The organism is Oscillospiraceae bacterium (genome assembly GCA_015068645.1).
Classification (GTDB): Bacteria; Bacillota; Clostridia; order UMGS1840; family UMGS1840; genus SIG452.
In genome coordinates, this window is the sequence record SVKD01000007.1 from 20,942 (window position 1) to 38,124 (window position 17,183).

Consider the following 17,183-nt stretch of genomic DNA (forward strand, 5'->3'; position numbering starts at 1 on the left):
TCATTATGAAAAAAGTGTCGTTAGTAATATCGTTGCTTTTGTTGGTTTGTGCTTTTTTGGTAGGGTGCGGGAAACAAGCCTCTGCACCCGGTAAGGTAGTAACCACCGATGAAGATGCCGTGAAACAAGTAATTACCGCTTATTACCAAGCTGCATTTTGTTGGAATTATGAAGAAATGAAGGCTTGCGTGGCAGAAGAATTCCCGATTTATGACCCTTGCGAAGTTGCAAAAAGCAATTATATGAAAGCAACTGCTTCCGGTTTTATGGTGGAATCGGATGTGGATGCATTCTTAGAATTGGAGCGAACCTTTAACCAAAATATGGGAAAAGCAATTTTGTATCAGGATTGGAATATTTCTGTTTCCGGTGATACTGCTACGGCTAAGTTGACGATGCTTCCTGCAGGTGTGGATTTTGAGCAAATCCAAGCGCAAAGCGGAGACGTGGAATATCGTGACCTGCTGTTTACCCAGGTTTGCCAAATGGATGAGCAAACTGCAAAGAAAACACTTTCTCCTGAGGAATTCAGTACTGCTCATCTTAAGGTGCAGGAGATGGAATATCAGTTGTGGCTGGAGAATCTTTCCTCGGAAGGACAAGGTGTTTTGATTCAGCTTAAAAAATCAGACGGATGTTGGCTTATTTCAAACATTGGGCCGGCACAGTAAATTTTTTTGATACCAACGATGATAAGAAGTTGTGTTTTATGACACAGCTTCTTATTTTATTGTGAATACAACAAGGTTCCGGGGCACCCGACCGCAATCTTTGATTGCGTCATCGGGTCGGGTTCTTATTTGTTTTTGTTGGATTTTGTCGGTTCGTTTTTTATTGACATTTGTTTTATAATATGCTACAACGAAGGAGCAGTTAAACTTCATAAAGTTATCCGATTGTAGGGAAATACTTTGGAAAAAAGTGTTTTCTCTACTTTATTAATCCTACAATCGGAAATGAAGTTAACTGCAAACACAGAGACACTTTTTCGGTGTGTCTCTGTGGAGGCACACCTTTTTCTTTTACAATTCCTTTTAAAAAATTGAAAAATTGTTTGACATTTCTTATCCTTTGTGATAATATATATTATGTATAGAAATGTATATCTATCCACGATATTAAACGGATTTTTAAACGTCCGTAGCGTTGCATAAAGGAGATTTGACAGCTATGAAACAGTATAAAGTTGGGATTGTGGGCGCAACCGGTATGGTTGGTCAGAGATTTGCGATTTTATTGGAAAATCACCCTTGGTTTACAGTAACCGCTCTGGCAGCATCTGCCCGTTCCAAAGGAAAAACTTATGAAGAAGCAGTAGGTTCTCGTTGGGCGATGCCCACCCCCATGCCTGCTTCTATGAAAGATATGGTGATTTATGACGCCACCGGCGATATCGATGAAATTGTAAGTCAAGTTGATTTTGTGTTCTGTGCAGTAGATATGCCCAAAGATGAAATCAAAAAATTAGAAGAAGCCTATGCGAAAAAAGAATGTCCCGTGGTTTCTAATAACTCTGCACATCGTTTTACTCCCGATGTTCCTATGGTAATTCCGGAAATCAATGCGGATCATATCAAAGTTATTGATGACCAGAGAAAACGCCTGGGAACTAAACGTGGCTTTGTGGCTGTAAAATCCAACTGCTCTCTGCAGAGCTATGTGCCTGCTATTCATCCTCTGATGGATTTGGGTGTAACTAAAGTGCTCTGCTGTACATACCAAGCAATTTCCGGTGCAGGTAAAACCTTTGAAACCTGGCCCGAAATGGTGGATAATGTAATCCCCTATATCGGTGGGGAAGAAGAAAAATCCGAAAAGGAACCCTTAAAAATTTGGGGTAAGGTGGAAAACGGCGAAATCAAACCTGCATCTGCACCCTTATTTACCGCACAGTGTATCCGTGTTCCTGTGTCCGATGGTCACACGGCAGCTGTGTATGCATCCTTTGATAAGAAAATTTCTATGGAAGAAATTATCGAGCGTTGGGAAACTTACAAGGGCAGAGCGCAGGAATTAGAATTGCCTTCTGCTCCCAAACAGTTTTTACATTATTTTACGGAAGATAACCGTCCTCAGATTAAATCTGAAAGAAATTTAGAAAACGGTATGGCGGTTTCTATCGGCAGACTTCGTCCCGACAGTATGTTTGACATCAAATTTGTTTGTATGTCTCACAATACCTTGCGCGGTGCGGCAGGTGGTGCAGTGCTTTTAGCAGAGCTTCTGTGTGCAGAAAATTATATTTAATGAATTTATTTTGTGATAAATGATTCTCGAAAAGGAAAGGATATGAGAGTATGGCAAACCCCATTTTTACCGGTAGCGGCGTTGCAATTGTGACTCCCTTCCATGAAAACGGTGTTGATTTTGAAAAATTGACCGAGCTTCTGGAATTCCATGTGGCAAATGATACCGATTCTATCATCATTTGCGGTACCACAGGAGAAGCTTCCACGATGCCCGATCAGGAACATTTGTCTGTGATTGAACACGCGGTGAAAGTGATCAACAAACGAATTCCCGTAATTGCAGGCACAGGTTCAAATGATACAAACCATTGTATCCGGTTGTCTCAAGAGGCGGAAAAGTTAGGTGTGGACGGTTTGTTGCTCGTAACTCCTTACTACAATAAAACCTCCCGACTTGGCTTGATTAAGCACTACGAAGCAGTAGCGGATGCCGTAAACATTCCCATTATTTTATACAATGTGCCCGGTAGAACCGGTATGAATATTCCTGTTCCTACCTTAAAAGTTTTGGCCCAGCATAAAAACATTGTGGGAATCAAGGAAGCAAGCGGAAACATTTCCTATACTGCTCAGATTGCAGCAAAAGTTCCCGAATTAGACATTTATTCCGGTAATGATGATATGATTGTTCCGGTAATGTCTTTAGGCGGTAAAGGGGTTATCTCCGTGCTTGCCAATGTGGCTCCCAAAGAAACCCATGAGCTTTGTGCAAGCTACTTAAGAGGCGATGTAGAAACTGCAAAAGAATTGCAGTTAAAATACTTAGATTTAGTGGATGCTCTGTTTGTTGAGGTGAATCCCATTCCTGTGAAAACTGCATTAAACCTGATGGGAATGAATGTTGGAAAATTAAGAATGCCTCTTTGCGAGATGGAAGAAGCAAATCTTTTAAAATTAAAACAGGCAATGATTGATGCAGGTATTTCGGTAAAATAATCCTAGGAGAACATAGAATCATGATTAAAGTTGCAATTAACGGAATCAACGGCAAAATGGGGAAAGTTTTGTCCGATGCAGTAAGAAACCAGGAAGACATGGAGCTTGTATGCGGCTTCGATATTTATGATGACGGCAATAACGGTTGTCCCGTTTATAAGACACCGTCTGACTGTCCCGATAAAGTGGATGTGGTGATTGATTTCTCTCATCCTGCTTTGTTTGAAGGACTGATTGAATATGGGATTGCCAGTAAGACTCCCTTGGTGATTGCTACCACGGGTTTATCCGCCCAGCAGAAACAAAAAATGGTGGAAGTTTCTAAGGAAATTGCCGTTTTTCATTCTGCCAATATGTCTTTGGGGGTAAATTTACTCATTGATCTGGTGAAACAGGCAGCACAGGTGCTCTACGGTAATTTCGATATTGAAATCATCGAAAAGCATCATAATCAGAAAATTGATGCTCCCAGCGGTACTGCTTTGATGATTGCAGATGAAATTGCAGATTCCTTAGATGATTCTATGCAATATGTGTATGACCGTCACAGTGTCAGAAAGAAACGTGAAAAAACAGAAATCGGTATTCACGCTGTTCGCGGAGGAACCATCGTGGGTGAACACGAAGTCCTCTTTGCAGGAAAGGATGAAATGATTTCCGTAACCCATACCGCTACCAGTAAAGAAATTTTTGCTACAGGCGGTGTGAGAGCTGCTCGTTTCTTGGCAGGTAAGCAGAAGGGTTATTACTCCATGCGTGATGTTATTTCCAATCAATAATTTTTTCCCGTGCAGAGAGGTTCTCTGCAGAAAGGACCTGATTTTTTATGGCACAAAAATTTGATATCCGTTACACAGACCACGTGGCTTTGGTTACTTTAAATAATATTAAGAGCGATGTGGAATCCTTGCATAAGGTGTTTGAAATCGTTTCCAACGAAGGTATCTGTGTGGATATGATCAGCCAGACCGCACCTTTAAATAATGCGGTGAATGTTTCCTTTACCATCAATGATAACGACACCGCTAAGGTGATTGCTATCATTTATAAATTCAAGGAAGTGTTTGCTTCCTTAACTACACAGATTCTCTCCAACAACACCAAAGTGTTGATTTCGGGAGAATTTATGCGCAACGAATTCGGTGTTGCTGCCCGTGTGCTTTCTGTGTTGGCAAAAGCACAAATTCCTATTTCTTTAATTACCACCGCAGAAACCGAAATTTCACTGCTTGTAACCGAAGAAAATGCACTTCGTGTAAAACAGGTGATGGAAGAATTAAATCAGTAAAAAAAGGGAGAAGTATACCTTCTCCTTTTTTGCTTGTTTATGGAGGGACAAGTTATGGGAAAATTTTACAACATGAAAAGAATAATTATTTGTTTGTTACTGTTGTGTTTGGTGGGATCTCATACAGTTGGTGCAACAGTTGTGGATACCTATGCTCCCTATTTTGGAGACCACCTGTTTGTGTATAATCCAACAGATACCAACCAGACCTTATCTCCTGCTGTTTCTCCAAAGTTATCTTCTGCTATGCTGTTTGATATGCATAGCGAGAAGGAAGAAGTGGAAGAAGATGTACAGGTTTCTTACACTCCTGATTATTCTGAGCTGAATTTACCTAATAATTTGAAGGAATCGCCCAAGGTGAACTGTCTGGATGCACCCATTTTGCGTTCTGCAAACTGTGTTGAGGGAGAGACGTATACCTATCTTGTCAGCGATGTGGCAACAAGTACATATTATAATCAGGATTTTATTTGTATGGTGTCAGGTCAGCACTGTAATGTTTTGTTTGAAGTTGATCCTGAAGACAAGGCAAAACTCACTCAGGAAGATGCCGAGAAGATCGCTAAGGAATTTGATGAAAACATCCAGCCGTTTATGGTGGAAAATTTCGGAAATTATTACAGTTATATGGGCACAGATCCCACGGGATTGTATCTCCAGGCTGTCAAAAACGGTAAAATGGACCTTTTGTTTTATGATATCCGAGATGGCTTTAACGGCACCACTGTGCGCACTTATACAGGAGGATACAACACCATAGCAGACTATATCGCATCCCGGTTGGGCGGCAACGGTAACGAACGCGGAATCTTGCATCTTGATACCTATCCCGCCTTAGGGAAAAACGGCCCTTTGGAGGTAGAAAAATCTTATTCCACCATTGTGCACGAGTTTCAGCATCAGGTCAGCGGTTCCGGCAGTCTGTTTGATTATTTCACAGGAGCCGGCGTGTCTTATCTCAACGATCTTTGGTGGGATGAGGCTTTTTCTATGGCTGCAGAACATCTTTATGGTGGAGAACCCTTGACTTACCGTATCGAACAGTATAATGATACCGGTAAATCAAAGGTTTTGCGAAATGGTTTGGTTTTGGGATATCAGAATTATACGGAAAATAATAATGATGTGATAGCTAACTACAGTACCTCTTATTTATTTGGTCAGTATCTGCGTTGCCAGACCAAACATTTGAAAGGTGGCGGTAATCAGATTTACCGTACAATTTTAGAACAGATAGGAACCGATTATACCACGATACTGGCGGGACTTGCTTCCATTGATTATGAATACACTCCAGAAACTTTTGAAGAACTATACTTAAATTTCAGAATGGCAACCATTTTAAAAAATCCCACAGGGCCTTATGGCTTTGCAGGAGAAGACGCTTTTTCTGTACTGGTGGATAATGCCTATACCGGAACCACCGATGTCACATTGAAACCGGGAGCTGCAGTCGTTTTAAGAGTTCCTGAAAACTTTACTCCCACAAACAATGATTTGTCTTATACTGCATTTTCTGAACGGGGAGATTTCAGCTATGCAATCAATGCAGTGTCCGATACTGTGGTGAATGTAACTCATGGGGCTTTGCCGCAAAGCGGTCTCAGAATGTTGGCGGCAGGGTACGATAGCAGTCTGAAACTCCTTGGTACCGATGAAATTACTGTTTTTGAAAATCTGGAGAATTATGACTACACTTTGCCTGCAAATTCGGTTATCCGAAAATTTTTCCTGCTGACAAATGACGGCAGTTTAAGCCCCTTATCCTTGGCAGAGATTGATTAAAAACGAAAAAAATCAAAAAAGATACAAAAAATAACTAAAAAAGCTTGACAAAAAAAGGTTTTTATATTATAGTATTATAGGTTATGTGTGAAAGCACATCCTTGCCCTATCCAAAGGGGATAAGGCTACTGAGCAAAACTTGCTCAAATCCATAAGGAGGTGAAAAAGATGAGCGAAATCAAAAAAAATTATGAAGCAATGTTCATCGTAAACGCAAATTTAGGTGAGGAACAGATCAGTGCAACTGTTGAAAAATTCAAAGCATTGATTTCTGCCAACGGCGAGCTTACCAAGGTTGAAGAAATCGGTAAGAAAAGACTGGCATATCCGATCGAAAAAATGAGCGAAGGTTACTATGTGCTTTGCGAATTTACTTCTTTAACTGATTTCCCCCGCGAATTAGAAAGAAAATTCAGCATTTCTGACGCGGTAATTCGTTCTTTAGTAATTGCGAAAGGCGAATAATTCCCAAAAGGAATTTTGAGGTGACATTATGTTAAACAAAGTAATGCTGATGGGCCGTTTAACCCGTGATCCTGAATTAAGAGCAACTCAGAGCGGCGTTTCTGTTGTAACCTTTACTTTGGCGGTGGATCGTAATTTCCAGCGTCAGGGCGAAGAAAGACAGGCTGATTTTATCAATATTGTAGCATTTCGGCATACCGCTGAATTTGTGAAAAAATATTTTGTAAAAGGTCAGTTAGCTTGCGTATGTGGCTCCATTCAGACCAGAACCTGGGAACAAGACGGCAAGAAAAACTATGTAACCGAAGTTATTGCAGAAGAAGTTCACTTTACCGGTGACCGTCGCGATAGCAATGGTTCCAATTCAGGTTATCAGGCACAGCAAAGACCTTCTAACGACGGATTTATTCAGGATGGACCGGCCAACGACGGTTTTATGACCGTGGAAGACGACCAGCTCCCGTTCTAAGATCCCCAAAGAAGGAAAGAAATTTTAAAGGAGGATATTAAAAATGGCTGAAATCAAAAAAGAAAATTCATTCAGAACCAACAGAAGACCGAAAAGAAAAGTTTGTCAGTTCTGCGTTGATAAAGCAATGGATATCGATTACAAAGACGTTGCTAAATTAAGAAGATACACTTCTGAAAGAGCAAAAATTCTGCCCAGAAGGGTAACCGGCACTTGCGCAAAACATCAGAGACTTCTGACCATCGCAATTAAAAGAGCAAGACACATTGCTTTAATGCCTTACTCCGCAGACTAATTATCTGTAAGATATCAGAATATTAAAGAATTCGGGAAGTGACAAGCTCACTTTCCGAATTTTTGCCTAACGGCAAAAAAGATAAATGTGTTTGATTTTGTTGAAACTGGGAGTTATTATGGGAAAAACATTGGTACAAAACAAAAAAGCCCGTCACGATTACTTCATTTTGGAAACCTACGAAGCAGGGATTGAGCTGGTAGGCACTGAAGTGAAGTCTGTTCGTCAAGGCAAAATGAATCTGAAGGATTCTTACGTGGATATCAAGCGCGGAGAAGCCTTTTTGATTGGTGCCCATATCAGCCCTTATGAACACGGCAATATTTTTAACCGTGACCCGGAACGTGTGAGAAAACTGTTATTAAAAAAACAGGAAATTATGAAACTCACAGGAAAATTAACCGAAAAAGGTTTAACTATTGTACCTTTAGAGGTATATTTAAATAAAAACTGGATCAAGCTAAGCATTGGTTTGGCACAAGGGAAAAAGAATTACGATAAGCGTGATGCCAAGGCAGAAGCGGATGCAAAACGCAGTATGGACCGTGCCTTAAAGGAACGAAATTTCCGATAAGAAAGTGTGTCAGCAAAGTTTTTTCTCTCAAAAGCCGTGGGTTCATTACCCATGACTTCTATGGGGATGTAAAGGTTTCGACGGGGATGTTGAAGCAAGATAAGCGAGCAGTTGTGGGGCGCAACTATAAAAGCTTCAAACTTTAAATTAAACGCTAACAATAAATTAGCTTACGCTGCCTAATTACGGCGGCTGTCCTGCCAAAGAGTACCACGGCTTCGGTTTGGGCATCATTTAGTGGTCAACGTTTTTTGCTCTTTCGTCGGGGCAACTAACGTATTTTGACGATACCGGCAAAGGTTGGTTTGTTATCTACCTGCCTTTGTGGGGAATCCTAACAGATAACTGCGCTCGGAGAAAGTTTTGTGAATGCGTTTTCGGACAGGGGTTCGATTCCCCTCATCTCCACCAAAAAAACAAGGAAGTGTTTTTGCTTCCTTGTTTTTTTTATGTCCGAAGAGGGAGGGGAATCGAAGCCTGAGAGGGCACGAGTCGTAAAGAAAACAGTTTGGGGAACTGTTTTTAGACGAGTGGTGCGAAGTCCGGTACCGAAGCCGAAGGCTTGGGTGGACAAGCAGAGCAGATTTTTAAAATCTGCCAACCCCTCATCTCCACCACAAAAACAAGGAAGTGTTTTTGCTTCCTTGTTTTTTTATCTGTATAGTTGTATAAAATGATACTATTTTCGTTTGATTAAGGATTGATACTTCCTATTTTGCACGGCTTTTCCGATAGGGTAGGAAAGCAGACCTGCTGAAACCCCAACCAGCCATGTGTATTTCCATCCAACAAGGAATCCAATCAGGTTGATTGCGATAATTACAAGGAGCCAGTACCATAATTGAAAACGACCTGCAGATTTGTTTAACTCGGCTATGATATCAACTTCGTTTGATGAGTGGGGAGCGTTTTCGATAAATTCTGCTGCACCTTTCGGACCGCTGCAGGCACGAAAGTCATCACTGCACTTTTTTGCCGCTTTTTGATAATCGGTGTTTTCTAAAATTTTCAGTACGGCGGAACGAATTCCCTCAATCGAATCATCGTTTAACGGTATCCCTGCCTCAAGTTCGGTCACTCGTTTTGCCACTGCCTGCTGTTCTGCCGTTTGAGGATAAAGTATCAGGGGTGTTGCCATATAAAGGCTTTCGGAAACGCTGTTCATACCGCAATGGGTGATAAAAACATCCGCCTTTGATAAGATATCCAATTGATCAACATAGGGGAACACTTGAATATTTTGGGGTAATTTTCCCAGCGATTCACGGTTTATGGCATTGCCGCAAGAAAGGATAACATCCAGTTCCTGATTTCCTAAAGCGTCAATACATTTTTTATAAAAATCAGGTCTGTCGTTGATAACCGTGCCCATAGAAATATAAACAAAGGGGCGTTCTTTCTTTTTATCAGGGAGTTTGGCGAAAAACACAGAGGGGCCCACGAAAGCATAATGGTCGGAAAAACTTTCGGCGTAGGGCTGAAAGTTTTGGGAGGTATATACCACCGAATCGGTATGATTATCATTTTGAACCAAAGATAATGCACTTTTGATACGGTATCCGTAAGGTTCCAGTTTTTTTAGTTTTTTGGATACTTTGGATAGACCGAAAATCATATCAGCCAGCTCTTTTTTGGAGTGCTTCATATACTGAGAAGACATTTGATTAAACGCAAAAGTGCTGGTAGATACCACCATAGGCACGTTATGCTTTTTGGCGTTCAGTTTGCCCCAAAAACACACAGAATCTGTGTAAATAACATCAGGGTGATATGTTTTGAATTCTTTATCCAGAAAAGAATCCATTGCCAGTGTACCGCGGATTGCCTGCAAGGTCATTTCCGTGGTGGATACCTCTTTTAACCGTTTTTCTTCTTGGGCGGTAAGTTCTTGCAAAAAGGAATCGCAAGAGATGAATTTGGCTCCGGTTAGTTCTATTTTTTCACGGAATTGTTCAAATGAGTAAAAACGGACAGTATTTCCTCGTTGCACCAATTCTTTTGCGACGGGGAGCATAGGGTTGGTATGTCCGTGTGCCGGAATGCAGAAGAAAAAGATTGTTTTCATAGAATTTCGCCTCGTTTTATTCTTCAATTTCCTTGAAAATATGATTGATAAAATGCTGTTGCTTTTCTTTGGGAAGGATGGCAAGTCCTCGTTCTTTATCACCCAGCACAATAATTTCATTGCCCGGTTTTAAGTCGAAGAGTTCTCTTGCCTCTTTAGGGATCACAAACTGTCCTTTTTCTCCGATTTTCACCATCCAGGCAAATTTTCCTTTTGGTATATTCATTGATTAATATTCCTTTCGTATGATTGGTATGAATAATCATACCATAAAGATACAAGAATGTCAATAGTATCGGTGATATTTTGTTAATCGGTGTTTTTCCTTTGATTCCGGTATCAAAATCCTCAATTGTAAAGTGAAATGCAATGCTTGTTTGTATGATTTGTAATTTTAAGTGATTAAATGATAGATGCAGATAGGTGTTGCATTTTGTTTTGCAAAAAAATTTAATTTGTCATAGGTTTGTCATACTTGGTTTGATACAACGTTATATCGATATATTGTATTTCAATATATTTGTATAGTTTATATCCGGCATTATAATCCAGCATCAACATCGTGTCTATTTGTTTGGTATTTTTGGAGAAAAATGCTGAAAAATATTGATTTTCTAAAGCGAATATGATATAATAAATTATGTATGTTCAAGTTTTTATATAATTGATGGAACTAAGGAAAAAAGATAATGTTAACCAAAGTATTTGGCTGTTTCTTAAGAGGTAACGGAGGAACGATAAAATGATGTTGCAAATCCTCAAATTTGGGGTAGTGGGTGTGATAGCCGCTATTGTGGATTATGGAGTTCTGATCGGATTAAAAGAACTGCTTTATATGGAGGTGCTGATTGCTTCAGCGATTAGTTTTTGTGCTTCGGTTGTTGTGAACTATCTTTTAAGTATGGCATTTGTTTTCCAAAGCAACAAGCAGAATAAACTCAAAGAATTTATATTGTTTGTGTTGCTTAGCGTTGGCGGCTTGTGCTTAAATGAGTTGATTTTATGGATCGCAGTTTACTTTTCGTCCGTATATTATCTGGTGGCGAAATTATTCGCTACGATGATTGTGATGGTTTATAATTTTGTAACAAGAAAGATATTTCTTGAGTCCAAAGGGAAAAGAGCGTGAAAAGTGATGAATTGTATTTTCAAAAAAGATTTATACCGATATTACGGGGAAAGCGGAGAACCGTTTTTAAAGAGAATATTTCGCCCGCTGGAACTCAAATACATATCCTTGTTCCGAAAAGCGAATACTTGTAAGTTTAAGCCGTTACAACTGCTTTATATGTTAAAATTGAAGAGATTGTCCAACAAAACCAAGATTCAGATTCCGGCACGAACCACGATTGGTGAAGGGCTATATATCGGTCATTTGGGACGTATCATTATTAATCCTGATGCCAAATTAGGAAAAAATATTAATCTTTCAACAGGAATTACCATTGGGATGGAAAATCGGGGTGCGAGAAAAGGAGCTCCCCAAATTTCGGATAATTGTTGGATTGGAGCCAATGCGGTAATCGTGGGGAATATTAAAATCGGTAGTGATGTGCTGATTGCTCCTCTTTCTTATGTTAATTTTGATGTTCCGGATCATAGTATTGTAATCGGGAATCCCGGAAGAATTATTCCGAAAGACAATGCAACCAAGGATTATGTTTGCAACTGTGTGTAACTGATAAGGAGATGGCGAATTCATGGAAAAAGATTCCAGAATCAAAAACAATTTAATATCGTCACTGATTTATCAGGTGGTGCTCATTTCCTTGAGTTTTCTGTTACCCAGATTATATCTTGAGAATTTTGGTTCAGAGGTTAACGGTGTTCTTTCCACAATCAAGCAGATTTTTGTATATTTGTTTTTATTGGAGGCAGGAGTAGGACTTGCTACCACACAGGCACTATACAAGAGAATGGGCGAAAAAGATTACAAAAGCGCCAGTGAGGTTCTTGCTGCTACCCATTCATACTACATCAAGACAGGGATTATTTATCTGGCGATTGTAATGGGCATTGCTGTTACATATGCCTATGTGATACCAACCTCTATTGATAGCAATGTGGTATTTGCTATCATTTGGTTAACAGCAATTCCGGCGGTGTTCAGTTATTTTGTGCAGGCAAAATACAGAATCCTGATGGAAGTTGATGGCAGAAAATATGTGTTGAATAACGCAGAAACAATTTTGCAGATTGCTTCAAACATAGGGAAAATTCTTGTTCTGCTTCTGACAGACAGCTTGATATTGATTCAGTTGGTGTACTGTATTATGTATCTGACCCAACTGATCTATCTGTATTGTTATGCCAAGCGCAGATACCAATGGTTGGATTTAAAAGCGAAACCGGATTTTACCGCTATATCACAGAAAAATTCAGTTTTGGTGCATCAGCTTTCCGGCATGGTGTTCAATAATACGGATGTCATCTTAATTTCGGTTCTTTGTGATTTCAAAGCGGCTAGTATTTATGCGATTTATAATATCTTCTTTTCTCAGGTGCAAAATTTTATCACCAGTGTTGTTTCTTCTTTTACCTTCGCGCTAGGTCAGATGTTTCATATTGACAGAGAAAAATTTGATAAATTATATCATGCGTATGAAACGTTTTATATCATGGCAACTTGTTTGATTTACACGTTAATGGGAGTATTTTTGTTACCACTTATTCAAATTTATACCAGCGGCATCAACGATGCGGAGTATACCAATGTTTTTTTGGTATTGCTGTTTGTGATTATGAATTTGGCGCAGAATGTCAAACTCCCTGTTAACAGTGTGATTGAATATGCAGGTGAATTTGCGAAAACCCGTTCTTATGCAATCTGGGAAATGATCATCAATCTTACCGTTTCTGTTGTAGCAATCCTTTTTATGGGGATTTGCGGTGCCATTATCGGAACTATTGCGGCACTTTTATACCGCGGAATTGTGACAATTCGTTATTCCAATAAAAAAATTCTCAAAAGAAGTCAATTGTGTACATACAAAATTCTCGTAACCAATATTGCAGTTTTCGCTGTGGTGATGATGGTATTTTTTGTTGACACCTTCAGCAATGTTTCTTTTTGGAATCTTTTGATGAACGGATGTTTGCATTCCATTTGGATTGTTGGTTTGTATTTGATTATCAATTATTTATTTAACAAAAACGCTTTTCAAACGATGTTTGAATTATACAGGGAGAAGAAAAATCAATGAGTATTCCAAAAGTGATTCACTATTGCTGGTTTGGAAATGGAAAAATGCCGGCAATTGCTGAAAAATGTATGAAAAGCTGGAAAAAATATTGTCCCGACTACAAAATTATTTGTCATACAGAAGAAAATTTTGATATTTCCCAAAACCAATATGCCAAAGAAGCATATGAGGCAGGGAAATGGGCATTTGTCAGCGATTATGTGAGATTAAAAGTGTTATATGACGAAGGTGGAATTTATCTGGATACCGACGTGGAACTGATAAAACCCATTGATGATCTGATTTGTGAAACCGGTTTTATGGGGTTTGACGATAACGGAATTATTGCAACAGGGTTAGGATTTGCCTGTGAGAAGGGAAATGAATTGATCGGTAGTTTTCTGGCAGATTATGATGATATTCCGTTTTTACTTGCTGACGGTAGTTACGATCTTACTCCTTGTCCGGACAGGAATACCGAAACCTTAAAAAGACTTGGGATGGATTGCGATAAAAAGGATCAGGTGTTTATGGGAATCCATATGCTTCCTGAGGATTATCTGTGTCCGATGAAATATTACACAGGGAAGAAAGTCATCACGGAAAATACCTATTCGATTCATCACTTTTGTGCTTCCTGGATTTCTGCAAAATCCAGACGAACCTTGTTTGTGAAGAGAATTTTAGGAGTAAAGCTGTATAATAAATTATACGGAAAGTTTTTACATAAATTAAAGTGGCTGGAGTGGTAATGATGCCTGAAAAAACATTGAAAAAACTGAATCATTGTATTTTACCCCAGTGGAAGACTTGCTTTTTTGCAGCTTTGCTGGTAGGCTTGGTTGCACATTTATATAAAATTACAGGCTGGATACCCAATTGGGATTCGTTGGTATTTCGATATGATTCCCAAAATATGCTTAAAATCGGCAGATGGTTTTTACCCGTTGTCTGTTCGTTCAGTTCATTTTATGACTTACCGCTTTTAAACGGGCTGATTGCGATTTTGTTTCACGCAATGAGTGCGGTGTGTATTTGCAAGATGTTTCGTGTGCAGAAAAAGGTGAGTGCGGCATTCATCGGTGCTATGGTTGTTTCGTTTCCCACGGTGATTTCGGTGATGATGTATAACTATGTGGCAGACGGATACAGTATTGCATTTTTCTTTTCTGCCTTAGCAGCCTTGTGTTTAACAAAAGAGAAACCGCGATACATTCTTTCCACAGTTCTGATTGCTTTATCCACGGGGATTTATCAGGCATACATTACTGTGACCGTTATGCTGGTTTTGTTTTATCTGATTGATGAACTTTTGTTTCAGAATGCATCGGTTGGAGTTGTTTTGAAAAAAGCTTTATTGGCATTGTTATCCGGAGTTCTCGGAATGGTGATATACAGTGTTGTGCTCAAATTGCTACTTGGTATTTTCTCAGTGGAATTACTGGATTATCAGGGAGTGAGTGCAACGGCATCCTTGTCTGATATCAATTTATTTGCATCCCTTTATATTGTAAAAGAAACCTTTAGAAAATGCTTTTTTGATTTATCGGGCGGTGTGAACTTGTATGTTGTGCTCAATGGACTGGTTTTCTTGTTTACACTTGGATATTATCTGAAAAGTATTGTGGTTCATAAAATTTATAAAAAACCTGCAAACTTACTGATGTTGATTGTTCTGGGCGGTATGCTGTTTTTCGGAGCAGGGGCATTGGCGTTTATCAATCCCGGGATTGATTATCATAATTTAATGCTGATGGGATATTGCGTTTTCTATTTGATGTTTTTGATGATTTATGAAAGAGGACAGGAAACAAAGGAAAAGCATACCGCTATCAGGTGCTGGACGGTATTTCTGATTGCTTTGGTGATGATTTCCAATCAGGTAGTGATGGCCAATGTAAGCTATCATAAAGCGCAAATGGCATACGAAAAATCTTATGGTGTTTTAGTTCGTATTGCAGATCGTATGGAACAGCTTCCGGAAATTGAAAACTGCGATAAGATTCTGGTGATTGGTGCCCTTGATAACAGTGAGGCATATAGCGTAAACCTTACCCCTGAAATTACAGGGATTACAGATGGATATATCATCCGTGCAGATGATGAAATTGTGGGGCAGAGCGTATTTTGTAGTACCTTAAACGATTATTGCGGTACAAATTATCAATTCTTAAGCGGAGACGCAAAGCAAAAAATTATGGAAAGAGAAGATGTGCAAGCTATGAAAAAGTGGCCATCTCGGGAGTGCCTTGCAATCGTAGAGGATGTGGTTGTTTTGAAATTGGGAACAGAAGGTGTGAATTAAGTGATTTATATTTGTGCTGATGATTACGGACTAAATAACCATATGTCTGCAAGGATACAAGAGTGTGTTGATCAAGGTGCTTTAAATAAGGTTAGCATCTTTCCAAATTTTGATAAGTTGGATCTGGATCAATGGAGGAAAAATCAAAATCTCAGCTTGTCTTTGCATCTGAATCTTGTGGAAGGAAACTGCATGGCAGATGCAACAAAAATCAATTTGTTAGCAGATGAAAACGGGAAGCTAAAGCATACGTTTGGCGGGTTGTTTCGCCTGAACTTGTTTGAGAGCAAAAAATTGGAAGAGCAGGCTTATCGGGAAATCAAAGCGCAGGTATTATTTTGGAAAAGCAATTTGCCAAAAGATGCTCCCTTTTTGATTGACAGCCATCAACATACCCATATGATTCCGGCTGTATTTCGTGCCTTGGTAAAAGTTTTAAAGGATGAAAATATCCCCCTGCAGTATCTGCGGATTCCGGCTGAACCGGTTATGCCGTATCTGAAAACGCCGTCTCTTTATTTTACATACAGCCCGGTTAACCTTATAAAACAATGGCTTTTAAAATTGTTGTGGCAAAAAAACAAAGGCCTGGCAAAAAAACATAACATTCCTACCGCTTATTTTTTCGGAATCCTTTTTTCCGGAAAAATGGATGAAAAAAGAGTAAAAAAAGTGCTCCCGAAGTACCAAGAACTGGCAGAAAAAAAAGGACGTAATATAGAAATTTTATTCCATCCGGGATATTTTGAAAAAAAAGAAACCGAGTTTCTTCAAAAGAATATCGTCTTTTCGGAATTTTATTTCTCCCAAAACAGAAAAACAGAATTCGATTCTGTTATCAATTTATCAGAAAGAGGTGTATTCTAATGCCCTATATTGAGCAAGAGAAAGTTGATGCAAAAACAAGAGAAAAACTGGAAGCAATTATTGAAAAATCGTATGCTACATTCTGGCGGTCAAAAAGATTGTTTGACATTTTTTTCGCCACGTTGATTTTATTGTTTTTCTTGCCGTTGATGATTATTATTGCAATTGTAATTGTGATTGATGATCCCAGTGCAGGTCCGTTTTATAAACAAATCAGGGTGGGGCGTCACGGAAAAGAATTTTATATGTATAAGTTCAGAACCATGTGTGCCAATGCGGATAAAATGAAGGAAGCACTTGCCGCTCAGAATGAAATGGATGGCCCTGTGTTTAAAATGAAAGATGACCCCCGAATCACGAGAGTGGGGAAATTTTTAAGAAAGCTTTCTTTAGATGAACTCATGCAGTTTTTCAATGTTTTTAAAGGCGATATGACCTTAGTGGGCCCCAGACCTCCTCTTCCCGGAGAAGTGGAGTTCTATACCGATTATCAGAAATTACGTCTTTTGGTAACTCCCGGGCTTACTTGTACCTGGCAAATTTCCAAAAACAGAAATGATATCCCCTTTGAAGAGTGGGTGGAAATGGATATTGAATACATCCAGACCAGAACCTATTTAAATGATTTGAAAATTATGTTGAAAACACCGATCGTTATGTTGACTGCTACCGGCCGGTAAAATTGGAGTGAAGAAAATGA

The 17,183-nt window shown here is 39.3% G+C and carries 19 protein-coding genes and 1 other RNA gene; 18 read left to right on the plus strand and 2 right to left on the minus strand.

Translation table 11 applies throughout. The annotated features are described in order from the left end of the window. The first annotated feature begins 5 nt into the window (after positions 1 to 5). The 11 genes from E7413_04185 (at position 6) to ssrA (ending at position 8,475) form a co-directional block, all read left to right on the plus strand. Positions 6 to 671, plus strand: a complete 666-nt coding sequence (locus E7413_04185) for a hypothetical protein (protein MBE7019058.1) — start codon at positions 6 to 8, stop codon at positions 669 to 671. Positions 672 to 1,170: 499 nt separating this feature from the next. Next, positions 1,171 to 2,247: an aspartate-semialdehyde dehydrogenase gene (asd, locus tag E7413_04190; protein ID MBE7019059.1), complete on the plus strand. Its 1,077-nt coding sequence runs from the start codon at positions 1,171 to 1,173 to the stop codon at positions 2,245 to 2,247. A 50-nt stretch (positions 2,248 to 2,297) separates the two neighbouring features. Next, complete coding sequence (locus E7413_04195; GenBank protein MBE7019060.1) at positions 2,298 to 3,185, plus strand: 4-hydroxy-tetrahydrodipicolinate synthase; 888 nt, start codon at positions 2,298 to 2,300, stop codon at positions 3,183 to 3,185. Between the two features lie 20 nt (positions 3,186 to 3,205). Next, complete coding sequence (locus tag E7413_04200; protein MBE7019061.1) at positions 3,206 to 3,964, plus strand: 4-hydroxy-tetrahydrodipicolinate reductase; 759 nt, start codon at positions 3,206 to 3,208, stop codon at positions 3,962 to 3,964. A gap of 47 nt (positions 3,965 to 4,011) precedes the next feature. Then, a complete protein-coding gene (locus tag E7413_04205) occupies positions 4,012 to 4,473 on the plus strand; it encodes an ACT domain-containing protein (GenBank protein ID MBE7019062.1) in 462 nt (153 codons plus the stop codon). A 72-nt stretch (positions 4,474 to 4,545) separates the two neighbouring features. Next, positions 4,546 to 6,261: a hypothetical protein gene (locus E7413_04210; GenBank protein MBE7019063.1), complete on the plus strand. Its 1,716-nt coding sequence runs from the start codon at positions 4,546 to 4,548 to the stop codon at positions 6,259 to 6,261. Positions 6,262 to 6,429: 168 nt separating this feature from the next. Continuing rightward, positions 6,430 to 6,726 (plus strand): 30S ribosomal protein S6, encoded by a 297-nt coding sequence (gene rpsF, locus E7413_04215; GenBank protein ID MBE7019064.1) that lies wholly within the window; start codon positions 6,430 to 6,432, stop codon positions 6,724 to 6,726. Between the two features lie 28 nt (positions 6,727 to 6,754). Next, positions 6,755 to 7,195, plus strand: a complete 441-nt coding sequence (gene ssb, locus E7413_04220) for a single-stranded DNA-binding protein (GenBank protein MBE7019065.1) — start codon at positions 6,755 to 6,757, stop codon at positions 7,193 to 7,195. 43 nt (positions 7,196 to 7,238) lie between these two features. Further along, entirely contained in the window at positions 7,239 to 7,490 is a 252-nt protein-coding gene (gene rpsR, locus E7413_04225) for a 30S ribosomal protein S18 (GenBank protein MBE7019066.1), read from the plus strand. 118 nt (positions 7,491 to 7,608) lie between these two features. Further along, positions 7,609 to 8,064, plus strand: coding sequence for an SsrA-binding protein SmpB (gene smpB / locus E7413_04230; GenBank protein MBE7019067.1), 456 nt, complete (start codon positions 7,609 to 7,611; stop codon positions 8,062 to 8,064). A gap of 62 nt (positions 8,065 to 8,126) precedes the next feature. Beyond that, positions 8,127 to 8,475, plus strand: a transfer-messenger RNA (tmRNA) gene (gene ssrA / locus E7413_04235). 268 nt (positions 8,476 to 8,743) lie between these two features. On the opposite strand, the gene E7413_04240 is transcribed toward ssrA, so the two are convergent. Beyond that, positions 8,744 to 10,129 (minus strand): glycosyl transferase, encoded by a 1,386-nt coding sequence (locus tag E7413_04240; protein ID MBE7019068.1) that lies wholly within the window; start codon positions 10,127 to 10,129, stop codon positions 8,744 to 8,746. Positions 10,130 to 10,145: 16 nt separating this feature from the next. Then, positions 10,146 to 10,355 (minus strand): AbrB/MazE/SpoVT family DNA-binding domain-containing protein, encoded by a 210-nt coding sequence (locus E7413_04245; protein MBE7019069.1) that lies wholly within the window; start codon positions 10,353 to 10,355, stop codon positions 10,146 to 10,148. 516 nt (positions 10,356 to 10,871) lie between these two features. Here E7413_04245 and E7413_04250 point away from each other — a divergent pair. From E7413_04250 to E7413_04280, 7 genes are read left to right on the plus strand one after another with little or no spacing between them, the layout of a single operon-like run. Next, positions 10,872 to 11,258: a GtrA family protein gene (locus tag E7413_04250; GenBank protein MBE7019070.1), complete on the plus strand. Its 387-nt coding sequence runs from the start codon at positions 10,872 to 10,874 to the stop codon at positions 11,256 to 11,258. A gap of 6 nt (positions 11,259 to 11,264) precedes the next feature. Beyond that, the gene (locus tag E7413_04255; protein MBE7019071.1) at positions 11,265 to 11,807 is read left to right on the plus strand and encodes a serine acetyltransferase; all 543 of its coding nucleotides are present in this window, start codon (positions 11,265 to 11,267) and stop codon (positions 11,805 to 11,807) included. 22 nt (positions 11,808 to 11,829) lie between these two features. Further along, positions 11,830 to 13,332 carry a sugar isomerase gene (locus E7413_04260; protein ID MBE7019072.1) on the plus strand — a complete coding sequence of 501 codons (1,503 nt, stop codon included), beginning with the start codon at positions 11,830 to 11,832 and terminating at the stop codon, positions 13,330 to 13,332. Next, a complete protein-coding gene (locus E7413_04265) occupies positions 13,329 to 14,063 on the plus strand; it encodes a glycosyl transferase (protein MBE7019073.1) in 735 nt (244 codons plus the stop codon). The genes E7413_04260 and E7413_04265 overlap by 4 nt, the downstream gene beginning before the upstream one ends. Continuing rightward, positions 14,063 to 15,616 (plus strand): hypothetical protein, encoded by a 1,554-nt coding sequence (locus E7413_04270; protein MBE7019074.1) that lies wholly within the window; start codon positions 14,063 to 14,065, stop codon positions 15,614 to 15,616. Before E7413_04265 ends, E7413_04270 begins: the two co-directional genes overlap by 1 nt. Beyond that, positions 15,617 to 16,483: a ChbG/HpnK family deacetylase gene (locus tag E7413_04275; protein ID MBE7019075.1), complete on the plus strand. Its 867-nt coding sequence runs from the start codon at positions 15,617 to 15,619 to the stop codon at positions 16,481 to 16,483. Then, positions 16,483 to 17,163, plus strand: coding sequence for a sugar transferase (locus E7413_04280; protein MBE7019076.1), 681 nt, complete (start codon positions 16,483 to 16,485; stop codon positions 17,161 to 17,163). The genes E7413_04275 and E7413_04280 overlap by 1 nt, the downstream gene beginning before the upstream one ends. Positions 17,164 to 17,183: the final 20 nt, after the last annotated feature.

Bases quoted from the DNA above. Each gene is read 5' to 3' on its own strand.
- E7413_04185 (MBE7019058.1), top strand. From the start codon at position 6: ATGAAAAAAGTGTCGTTAGTAATATCGTTGCTTTTGTTGGTTTGTGCT.
- asd (MBE7019059.1), top strand. From the start codon at position 1,171: ATGAAACAGTATAAAGTTGGGATTGTGGGCGCAACCGGTATGGTTGGT.
- E7413_04195 (MBE7019060.1), top strand. From the start codon at position 2,298: ATGGCAAACCCCATTTTTACCGGTAGCGGCGTTGCAATTGTGACTCCC.
- E7413_04200 (MBE7019061.1), top strand. From the start codon at position 3,206: ATGATTAAAGTTGCAATTAACGGAATCAACGGCAAAATGGGGAAAGTT.
- E7413_04205 (MBE7019062.1), top strand. From the start codon at position 4,012: ATGGCACAAAAATTTGATATCCGTTACACAGACCACGTGGCTTTGGTT.
- E7413_04210 (MBE7019063.1), top strand. From the start codon at position 4,546: ATGAAAAGAATAATTATTTGTTTGTTACTGTTGTGTTTGGTGGGATCT.
- rpsF (MBE7019064.1), top strand. From the start codon at position 6,430: ATGAGCGAAATCAAAAAAAATTATGAAGCAATGTTCATCGTAAACGCA.
- ssb (MBE7019065.1), top strand. From the start codon at position 6,755: ATGTTAAACAAAGTAATGCTGATGGGCCGTTTAACCCGTGATCCTGAA.
- rpsR (MBE7019066.1), top strand. From the start codon at position 7,239: ATGGCTGAAATCAAAAAAGAAAATTCATTCAGAACCAACAGAAGACCG.
- smpB (MBE7019067.1), top strand. From the start codon at position 7,609: ATGGGAAAAACATTGGTACAAAACAAAAAAGCCCGTCACGATTACTTC.
- E7413_04240 (MBE7019068.1), bottom strand. From the start codon at position 10,129: ATGAAAACAATCTTTTTCTTCTGCATTCCGGCACACGGACATACCAAC.
- E7413_04245 (MBE7019069.1), bottom strand. From the start codon at position 10,355: ATGAATATACCAAAAGGAAAATTTGCCTGGATGGTGAAAATCGGAGAA.
- E7413_04250 (MBE7019070.1), top strand. From the start codon at position 10,872: ATGATGTTGCAAATCCTCAAATTTGGGGTAGTGGGTGTGATAGCCGCT.
- E7413_04255 (MBE7019071.1), top strand. From the start codon at position 11,265: ATGAATTGTATTTTCAAAAAAGATTTATACCGATATTACGGGGAAAGC.
- E7413_04260 (MBE7019072.1), top strand. From the start codon at position 11,830: ATGGAAAAAGATTCCAGAATCAAAAACAATTTAATATCGTCACTGATT.
- E7413_04265 (MBE7019073.1), top strand. From the start codon at position 13,329: ATGAGTATTCCAAAAGTGATTCACTATTGCTGGTTTGGAAATGGAAAA.
- E7413_04270 (MBE7019074.1), top strand. From the start codon at position 14,063: ATGATGCCTGAAAAAACATTGAAAAAACTGAATCATTGTATTTTACCC.
- E7413_04280 (MBE7019076.1), top strand. From the start codon at position 16,483: ATGCCCTATATTGAGCAAGAGAAAGTTGATGCAAAAACAAGAGAAAAA.